Raw genomic sequence first — 2,480 nt, 5'->3', positions numbered from 1 at the left:
TTGTGATGAAATCGAAATATGTAGTAGTAAGTTAATTCGTACAGAAATATTCGAAACTCCTGTCTGGGAAGAAGTGAAAAGCTTATTAAAAAAGCCAAACAAAATTATAAAGGAGTACCAATATAGAATTCTAGAACATAGAAATGATAAACCATTAGATGAAACGTTTGAGAAACAGAAAGATAGGTTAAATAGAAGTATTGAAATACTTATTGATAGTTATACTTCAGAGTGCAATCTTGAGAAGAAAGAAATCGGGTTAATGTAGAGTATTGGAAGGTTCACTTACTATTGTAACAAAGGGCACATGGATAAGGAATGTTTTAAGCTAAGAATGAGAGAGGTAAAGCAAGATTTGGAGAAAGTTAAAAAGCAGCGGGAAAAGATAAAAGATTAGGAAGTAGTACAACGGAAGTTAGGTAGTATTGCAAACAGCCTAAAGAGGTTTTCCTATAGTATTAAACCAGAGCTTGATCAACTGTACTGGATAGACAGACGTAGTGTAATAAAGAAATTAGTCAAGAGAATTGAGGTTAGCCTTGATCGCATAGCCATAGTATTTCGAATAAAAGAGCTTGTTTAACCTTGCCCGAAATGGATGAAGTCAAAATATATAATACTGTCACGGGAGCTTTGGTATCTAAGCTACATAAGTAGGTTCAGAATTTGCTGTTGGTTATTAGTTTTTTACCTAAAAAATTTGATTTTAAGATATATTTCAAATAAAAAAACTTGTCCAATTGTGCCCAAGATAGATAAAGTCAAAGTTTATAATATTGCCACGGGAGTTTAAAGCAAGTTTTGACACAAAAATTGCATAGCTTGGTATAAACCTCATCGGCATAATATCTACATTACATTATCCTTATAATATGCCGATAAAATGCAGATAATGCAACTTATGGATCTAGCAATCACAGACTTGAATTCTATAGTATTTCGTGTCACATTACTTAGGGATACTGGTAGTATTCACCTAAGAAATTTTAATAGCCTATATATATGTTAATCAGGATAGGTACCAGAGGAAGCAGTCTTGCTATTGCTCAAGCTTTAGAGGCAAAACAAAAGTTGCTGGACTCTTTTCCTGGTTTATCTGCTGAGGTCATTAAAATAAAAACTTCTGGTGACAAGTATACTAATGCAAACCTCGCCGAAATAGGAGGCAAAGGACTGTTCCTCAAAGAAATCGAGACTGAACTACTTGAGAGTAATGTAGATATGGCAGTTCATTCGTTGAAAGATGTCCCTGCATTTTTCTCGAAAGATTTAGCAATTCCTTGTGTTTTAGAGAGGTTAAGTCCATGCGATACGTTTATTTCTAATAAATATAATAGCCTTGAGTTTTTGCCGCAACGAGCATTGATTGCAACTTCCTCAATAAGAAGAAAAGTTCAGCTACTAAACTTCAGACCAGATCTAAATATAGTGCCACTTCGTGGAAATGTGACAACTAGATTGGAAAATCATAGTTTTGATGGAATAGTTCTAGCCGAAGCAGGGCTCATAAGGTTAAAGAAACATCACTTAGTTACAGAGGTATTACCACCAAAAATTATGTTAAGTGCAGTAGGGCAGGGAGCAATTTGCATTCAATGTCGAAAAAATGATGTAAAAATTATTGATCTTTTAGAGAAAATTAATAATAATATGTCTTTTATAAGGGTAAAATCGGAACGTAGCTTCATGAAGACAGTGAATGGTTCATGCTTCACACCACTTGCAGCTTTGGCAGAATATGTGAGTGAAAATATACTACATCTTCGTTGTATGTTAGCAGACGAAAAAAACATATACTTTACTGAACGCACTTCATTTGCAGAAGATGCAGAAAAAATAGGTATGGATGCAGGATTAGAATTGAAATCAAAATGCTTGTAAGCTTGCCTAAAGTACATGGAATCTATTGCTGTAATATTTCTATGTCTAAAATGACGTGGTTGAATGTCGGTGGACAAGCTGATGTGTTATTTAAACCACGTGATATTGAAGATTTAATATGCTTGATTAAAAATACTGAATTGCCAATCAATGTTATCGGTGCAACATCCAACATAATAGTACGAGATAGTGGCATTCGAGGCATAACAGTGAAATTGGGTAAGGAGTTTGCGTATATTAAATGTAAAAGTAACAACTCCATCGTTGCAGGCGGTGCTGCGCTACTTAGCAATCTTGCTTACTTTGCTGGGGAACAAAAAATTAGTGGACTTGAGTTTTTGGCTGGAATTCCAGGAACGGTTGGCGGTGGGATAGAAATGAATGCAGGTGCGTATGGTAGTGATATCGCAAGTGTTGTACATTCAATAAAAGCAGTAAACTTAGAGGATAGAAACCTATATGAATTCCTCAGCGAAGAGATGGGTTATGTTTACCGTGGGCATAGCTTAAACGGGCAGTGGATTTTCGTTGAAGCTGAGTTTAAAGGAGTAAGTTCAGAGTACGAGATTATACTGAGAAGGCTAAAGGAAATTATCGAA

The 2,480-nt window shown here is 35.2% G+C and carries 2 protein-coding genes and 1 pseudogene; all 3 read left to right on the top strand.

Annotated elements, in window-relative coordinates; translation table 11 throughout:
- A pseudogene (locus tag IHO13_RS04985) lies at positions 1-268 on the top strand (recombinase family protein); the annotation flags it as partial.
- A 734-nt stretch (positions 269-1,002) separates the two neighbouring features.
- Positions 1,003-1,881 carry a hydroxymethylbilane synthase gene (gene hemC / locus IHO13_RS04980; RefSeq protein WP_225538551.1) on the top strand — a complete coding sequence of 293 codons (879 nt, stop codon included), beginning with the start codon at positions 1,003-1,005 and terminating at the stop codon, positions 1,879-1,881.
- On the top strand, positions 1,872-2,480 hold a 609-nt coding region (locus IHO13_RS04975; RefSeq protein ID WP_225538550.1), incomplete at its 3' end, for an FAD-binding protein. The genes hemC and IHO13_RS04975, both read left to right, overlap by 10 nt.

Origin of the sequence: Wolbachia endosymbiont of Mansonella perstans, from assembly GCF_020278605.1 — a bacterium.
GTDB lineage: Bacteria > Pseudomonadota > Alphaproteobacteria > Rickettsiales > Anaplasmataceae > Wolbachia.
The sequence above is the reverse complement of the archived record's forward strand: the minus strand, read 5'-3'. Positions and strand labels throughout refer to the sequence as shown.